General features: G+C 65.3%; 6 protein-coding genes. 1 reads left to right on the top strand and 5 read right to left on the bottom strand.

What is annotated here, in order from left to right; translation table 11 throughout:
• Positions 1-240: 240 nt before the first annotated feature.
• A complete protein-coding gene (locus AC1DRP_RS34275) occupies positions 241-2763 on the top strand; it encodes a rhomboid family intramembrane serine protease (RefSeq protein WP_441506679.1) in 2523 nt (840 codons plus the stop codon).
• Between the two features lie 24 nt (positions 2764-2787).
• Here AC1DRP_RS34275 and AC1DRP_RS34270 read toward each other — a convergent pair whose 3' ends face one another.
• The 5 genes from AC1DRP_RS34270 to AC1DRP_RS34250 all read right to left on the bottom strand — a co-directional run bounded on the left by AC1DRP_RS34270 (position 2788) and on the right by AC1DRP_RS34250 (position 5713).
• Complete coding sequence (locus AC1DRP_RS34270; protein WP_441506680.1) at positions 2788-3606, bottom strand: MBL fold metallo-hydrolase; 819 nt, start codon at positions 3604-3606, stop codon at positions 2788-2790.
• 51 nt (positions 3607-3657) lie between these two features.
• Positions 3658-3855: a hypothetical protein gene (locus tag AC1DRP_RS34265; RefSeq protein WP_476770865.1), complete on the bottom strand. Its 198-nt coding sequence runs from the start codon at positions 3853-3855 to the stop codon at positions 3658-3660.
• Positions 3848-4231 carry a nuclear transport factor 2 family protein gene (locus tag AC1DRP_RS34260; RefSeq protein ID WP_441491096.1) on the bottom strand — a complete coding sequence of 128 codons (384 nt, stop codon included), beginning with the start codon at positions 4229-4231 and terminating at the stop codon, positions 3848-3850. The genes AC1DRP_RS34265 and AC1DRP_RS34260 overlap by 8 nt, the downstream gene beginning before the upstream one ends.
• A gap of 97 nt (positions 4232-4328) precedes the next feature.
• Complete coding sequence (locus AC1DRP_RS34255; RefSeq protein ID WP_476770864.1) at positions 4329-4982, bottom strand: TVP38/TMEM64 family protein; 654 nt, start codon at positions 4980-4982, stop codon at positions 4329-4331.
• On the bottom strand, positions 4979-5713 hold the full coding sequence (locus AC1DRP_RS34250) for an SDR family oxidoreductase (RefSeq protein ID WP_441506682.1): 735 nt from the start codon (positions 5711-5713) through the stop codon (positions 4979-4981). The genes AC1DRP_RS34255 and AC1DRP_RS34250 overlap by 4 nt, the downstream gene beginning before the upstream one ends.
• Positions 5714-5876: the final 163 nt, after the last annotated feature.

Below are 5876 nucleotides of genomic sequence, written 5' to 3'. Positions count from 1 at the left end.
CCATCGCGGCGATCTCGACCATCATGATCGTGATCACCTCGCTGCTTCTGGCGGCCTCGCAACTGCTGGGCAAGGCGGAGAAATAAAGGCAATGGAGTCAATCCTTTGCCGGTAGACGTGGCATATGCCGGCCGACCTGGCGAGACCGTGACAAGCTGAGCGGCGCGCCCTATTCATGACAACCTGAGCTTGCGGCCGACCAAAGCAGCGCAACGCTGGCGGCCATGATCGGGATGGGGCATGCGGGACGCACCGGATTGGGTGAAGGGCGGCGTTCTGCGCCGCGGCCTGGCCTTCCTGATCGATCTTGTCGTCGTGATGATCGTCACCCAGGCACTGGCGGCCGTCCTGTTCCCGCTCTCGAACGGGGCGCTGATCGACGGCTCGAGCTTCATGACGGACTGCCGGCCCGCGCAAGGCCGCCCCGCGACGATCGAGATCCCGGCCGGCTTCCGGCCGACTTCAGAGAGCATCTGCACGAAATCGCTGTTGGGGCAGCCGACCGCCCGGCTCTACACGCTGTCGCGGCAGGAGGCCGGTTCAAGCGTCACGACCTCGCTCAGCTATGCGCTGAGCGCTGAGTACCAGATGACGCTGGCCTTCGACCTGTCGGTCCTGCAATGGCCGCTGCTGGCGCTGATGCGGTGGCTGCTGGAGATCCGCGGCGTGCCGAGCCTCGGACGCCATCTGTTGTCCCTGCGCGTCCTGCCGCGGTGGGACGAGCCGGTCGCTGCAGCAGAGATCCGCGCCGCGCTCGCCCGGCGCTACATCCTGTTCGCGCTGCCCGGCGTGGCGCCTCTGGCAATGGCGATCCTGCTGTTCGCGGCCCTTCGCTCAGGGGCGCCGCTTCCGAACGATCTGGCATCCATCCTGGGTTTCCTCGGCAACTTGCCGCTCGCCATGGCGGTGATCGCCGCCTTGTACGCGATCGCGCGAGGTCGCGACGCCTTCTACGACGAAGCCGCAGGAACCACCGTGCTCCGCCTCGTGAACGGGGCCAGGGAGGTCGCATCTGAGCAGCCTCCTGGTGCAGAAACTGGCATTTCGGGCGACGCTTCGCGGAAAGCCGCGCTGTCCGCCGGTCTCCGGCCCATCCCCTGGGCGACGCTGGCGCTGGCGGCTCTCCTCATCCTCGTCTTCATCGGCGAACTGGCCGAAACCTATGTCCGGTCCCAGAGCCTTGGCGTCACCGGCGTGACCATCGTGCTGTTCGGCGGCGTCTCCAGCGAACTCGCCATTCAGGCCGGGCAATGGTACCGGCTGGTCCTCGCCATGTTCCTGCACTGGAGCGCGGCGCATCTGATCGGCAATGTCGTCATTCTCGCGCTTGCCGGCTGGTTCCTCCAGCCGGTCCTCGGGAGGGGCTGGCTTCTCGCCATCTTCCTGCTTGGAGGGCTTGCGGGGGCTCTCGGTTCGATCCTGGTGAACCCGGCAATCCTGATTGGTGCAGGGGCTTCCGGCGCGATCATGGCCGTGATCGCTGCGGGCCTCGTGGTGAGCCTCCGGCTTGCCGACGATGCCCGCCGGCTCTGGCTGCAGGCATTCTGCGTCGCGATCCTGCTCGCAACCTTCCTCGCCGGCGGCAGGCTCGCGGCTGGAGAGCTCGACCATGCCAGCCATGGCGGCGGTGCTCTTACCGGGGCCATGCTCGGCGCCCTGATCCTGCGGTCCTGGGATGCCGGGACGCGGCGTCCGCGCTGGGCCCGCCCCGCGCTTGCAGTCGCACTCGGCCTGACAGCCTTGACATTCCTCTCGATTCCGCGGGCGGGCTTTGGTGACGTCGCCCTGGCGCGGTTGACCATCCCGCCGGAGCAAGTGCCAAAGACCGATGCCGAATGGTTCGCACGCTCCGCCGAGCTCGTTCGCCAGTATCCGCGCGATCCGCGCAGCCATCTCGCCCATGCCGTCGCGGTCGGCAACGACAAGGCTGCGCGCGAGAGGGCCTTGACGCTGGTCAGCAGGACCCAGGCGGCCCTGTCCCCGGCCAGTCTTCCCGAGGTCGAGCAGAACGCCTTCCTTGTCGTGGGCGAAGCGCGGCGCAAGGCGCGAGACTGGGAAGCCGCGCGCGACCTCTTCACACGCGCGAGCGCCACAACGGCGCCGCCTATGCCCGCGATCTATGGCTGGCGCGCACAGACTGAACTCGCGCTCGGCTTGCTTGACGCGGCGCTTGAAGACGCAGAAGTCCAGGTTCGCCTGCAACCATCCAGCACCCAGGCGCTGGTCGATCTGGCTGGTATCTTCGACGCCATGGGCCGGCAGCGCGACGCGATCACTAGGCTCGATCAGGCGCTCGCCATGGAGCCGGACAATGCCGGCATACTGCGCTATCGCGGCTGGCTTGCCTTCTTCGACGGCCGGCCCAAGAAGGCCATTCAGGACCTGGAACGGGCTCTCACGCTGAAGCCCGAAGACGCCTATGCCGCCCTGTGGCTGCACATCGTCTCCGCACGTTCGGGGCGAGGGGGGCGGCTCGCCTCGGCGGCCAAGGGGGTCGACATGACTGTCTGGCCAGCCCCGATCATCCAGTTCTATCGCGGCGAGATCGACCGCAACGTCTTGCGCGCGGCAACGCAGAGCCGAGACCCGATCACGCATGGCGAACAGACCTGCGAGGCGAATTTCTATCTCGGCGAATGGCACCTTCTGGAGAATGCCAAGGCCGAGGCCGACCCGTTCATCTTTTATGCGGCCACGAGTTGCCCGAAGACCTTCGTGGAATGGGCGGCCGCCCGCACCGAGCGCCGCCTGATCGAGCGGTGAGGGGCGCGGGACGCCCCGACCTCGTCAGACCGAGATCCACTTCTCATCCGACACTGCTGCGCGCCCTTCATCCCTGAGCTTGAGCAGATGCGCCGCCACATTGCGCTCCGCGGCGCGCCGCAGCCATGGATCGGTTTGCGAATAGAGCAGATCGACGAGATCCCAGGTTCCCTGCGGCCCTGCCTTCAACGCATCGGCAATGGCGTTCTCGCGCCTGAGGCGATGCTCCAGCAGCTCGGCGACATAGGGCTGCGGATTGGGCAGCGGCGGCCCATGCCCGGGCAGATACAGGCTGTCGTCGCGCGCCAGCATCAGCCGTAGGCTTGCAACGTAATCGGCCATGTCACCGCCCGGCGGCGCGACGATGCTGCTCGACCAGGACATGACGTGGTCGGCGCTGAACAGGATCCCGTCCCGGAAGGCAAAGCAGAGATGGTCGGAGGCGTGTCCGGGCGTGTGGATCGCCGTCATCCCCAATGCGGTGTCGCCGTCCTTCAGCAGGATATCGGGGATAAAGGCGTCATCGGCGCTGAGATGGTAGGCGTATGTCTTCGCGCCGGTGCGGGCCTTCAGGCCGGCGGTCGCGCCGAGATGGTCGGAATGGGTGTGACTCAGCACGATCGCAGAAACCGCACCGCCCGTGGCGCGCAGGATGTCGTCGAGATGCCCGGCATCGTCGGGGCCGGGATCGAGAACCACGAAGCCGTCGCCATCCTCGATCAGATAGGTATTGGTGCCACGATAGGTCATCAGGCTCGGATTATTGGCGACGATACGGGAGATGCCGGGGACAACCTCCATCGGCCGGCCGCGCGGCGGCTCCGGTTCAGTCAGAAAGGCCAAAATCCTATCCTTCGCTGGGGCGATGCAGACCGAGCCCCGTCCTGCTCGCTCTTACGCGATGTCGAAGGCAGGAGAAATTGCGCGCAAGGTATAGCGGGGTTCTGCCTCTCGGTGATCGCCTCGGATGCCATGCTCCTCGTCGGGAGCGCGGATGACCGCAGCTTCCAGCATGCGGCATTCGCCCATGGCGATCCGGTGATCGGACGAACCGGCTCGCCACCAGGCAGTCAAACCAGCGCGCTCAGGCATTCTCCAGCATCGTCTCGGTGTGGAGCGCGCATTTCCAGGATTGGCCGTCCCTGACCCATGTCGTGCTATCCGCGCATTTCATGTCCATGGGTTTGCCCTTCATGTCGCCCTTCTGATGCACCTTGTAGGCGATGACGGCGACTTCGTCGGTCGGCATGATCACATCGACATCGCTGAGCTTGAAGCTCCGCAGCGTCCACCGGCCTTCTTCCGTCATGGCTTCATACTTGGCGGGGTCGATCTTCATCGCCCCCATCGGGCCGGTGATCAGACATTCCTCGGCAATCATCGATTTCGCGAGCTTTGCATCCTTGTCGACCATGGACTGCCAGAAGCGCGTCTCGAGATCGATGATGGTTTGCTTGTCTCCGGACATGGCTGTTCTCCTTCTAGGAAGAGAACGAGCATCGGTGGAGCAGGTTCCGGGAAAGGGGGCGCCGCCCTTTGCCCGCCCGCCGAGGGATCGTCATGGCTCAGGCGCTGCGGGTAGATCGCCTGCGGATGAGTGTCCAGGCGAGCAGAAGTCCCACACTGAAGGTGATCGCAGCATAGATCGCCGGTGCGGGATTGCTGAGCGTGCTCTTCGAACCTGCCCAGGCGACGATGAAGGCAAAGGGTATGACGCCGACGCAGTAGCCGAACAGGAAACGTCGAAACCGCATCCGGGTCATTCCGGCAATGGTGCAGCTGAGCTCGGGCAGGATCGGTAGCGCCTGACACGCAAACAGCGTGAGCAGATCGTTCTTCGCAAAGGCTCGCTCGATCTCCGCGAGCTTTTCGCCATCCTTGAAAAGCCTGGCGAGGACGGGTCTGCCAAAGCGGCGCCCCATCCCATATCCGCCGAGCCCCAGCAGCATCAGCCCGGTGGTGGCGGAGGCTCCGCCCAGGAGCGGGCCCATCGCATATCCCGCGATCAGGATCGTCGTCATCGTGGGCACTGCAATCAAGAGGTCGATCGCCAGCAGGAGGACGACACCCGCCCCCAGATAGAGCGGATTGATCTCCTTCGCGGCCTCGATGAAGGCCAGCGCACTGCGCTCGGAGACCAGACCTGTCGATTTGACGATGAGCGCGGTTGAAGCGAACGCGAGCGCAAGGACAAGCGCGACTTTCAGAAGGCCCTTCATGAGCCGCGCATCATCCTGCGACTGAGCCCGGGCGCCAGCCTGGATATCAGCGGCAAGAGCCTCGCCTTTCCGACATGGATTTCCGGCCGCGCACACCTGACGCCCGCCAGGATCGCCTCCGCGGCATCGCGAGCCGATATCTTTCCGCTGCCGCGCCCCGCCGTCATCGGGGTCTCGACCAGGGGAAGGATCGCCTCGATCACCGCCACCCCGTCCGTTTCGAGCTGGTAGCGCAGGCTCTGGGAAAAGCTGTGCAGCGCCGCCTTGGTCGCGCAATAGAGCGCCGTCCGCTGCTTCGGGAGGAGAGCCAGTCCCGAGGAGATATTGACGATCGCGGTCCCGATGCCCTGCCGTCTCAGACCCGGCAGAAATGCGTGGGTCAGCAATGCCGGGGCCAGCAGATTGACCGCAATTTCGGCGTCCATCTGCAGGGGATCGAAATCGGGATCGGTCAAGGCGACGGGATATTGGAGCGCCGCATTGTTGATGAGCACGCTCAGATCGGCATGGCGCGCCGCGATGTCGGCTGCCACCGCCCTGACCGCCGCAGGATCGGCCAAGTCGATGTCGATCGCCTCCAGTCCGTTGCGCGGCTCGAGCCGGTTTGCGCTTCGTGCCAGCACAATGACGGAGTGCCCGGCGGACAGGAGCTTTTCCAGCATCTCGGCTCCGATGCCCGAGGTGCCGCCCGTCAGAACGACTTTCGAGGATCGAGAAAGCGGGGTACGCATTCCGATGTCTTTTCTGGGGTCGTTGAGAAAGCCGAGTTTTGGCGGGGATGTTGAGCAAGCGCCCGACGACATCGGCCACTGCCGTTTGCGGCGTGTCAGGCTGGGTATGGTCTGGCGTGGGCGCCGGCACGGAACTCGGCGAAAGGTTCGGGCGAGAGCCCGG

This window comes from Allobosea sp. 01N443 (assembly GCF_056399325.1).
Note: the sequence above shows the minus strand (reverse complement) of the source record. Positions and strands in the feature narration are given on the sequence as shown.

What these genes read in the sequence shown, in the direction of transcription:
- AC1DRP_RS34260 (WP_441491096.1), bottom strand. Translation starts at nt 4,231, where the DNA reads ATGTCCGGAGACAAGCAAACCATCATCGATCTCGAGACGCGCTTCTGG.
- AC1DRP_RS34275 (WP_441506679.1), top strand. Translation starts at nt 241, where the DNA reads ATGCGGGACGCACCGGATTGGGTGAAGGGCGGCGTTCTGCGCCGCGGC.
- AC1DRP_RS34250 (WP_441506682.1), bottom strand. Translation starts at nt 5,713, where the DNA reads ATGCGTACCCCGCTTTCTCGATCCTCGAAAGTCGTTCTGACGGGCGGC.
- AC1DRP_RS34265 (WP_476770865.1), bottom strand. Translation starts at nt 3,855, where the DNA reads ATGCCTGAGCGCGCTGGTTTGACTGCCTGGTGGCGAGCCGGTTCGTCC.
- AC1DRP_RS34255 (WP_476770864.1), bottom strand. Translation starts at nt 4,982, where the DNA reads ATGAAGGGCCTTCTGAAAGTCGCGCTTGTCCTTGCGCTCGCGTTCGCT.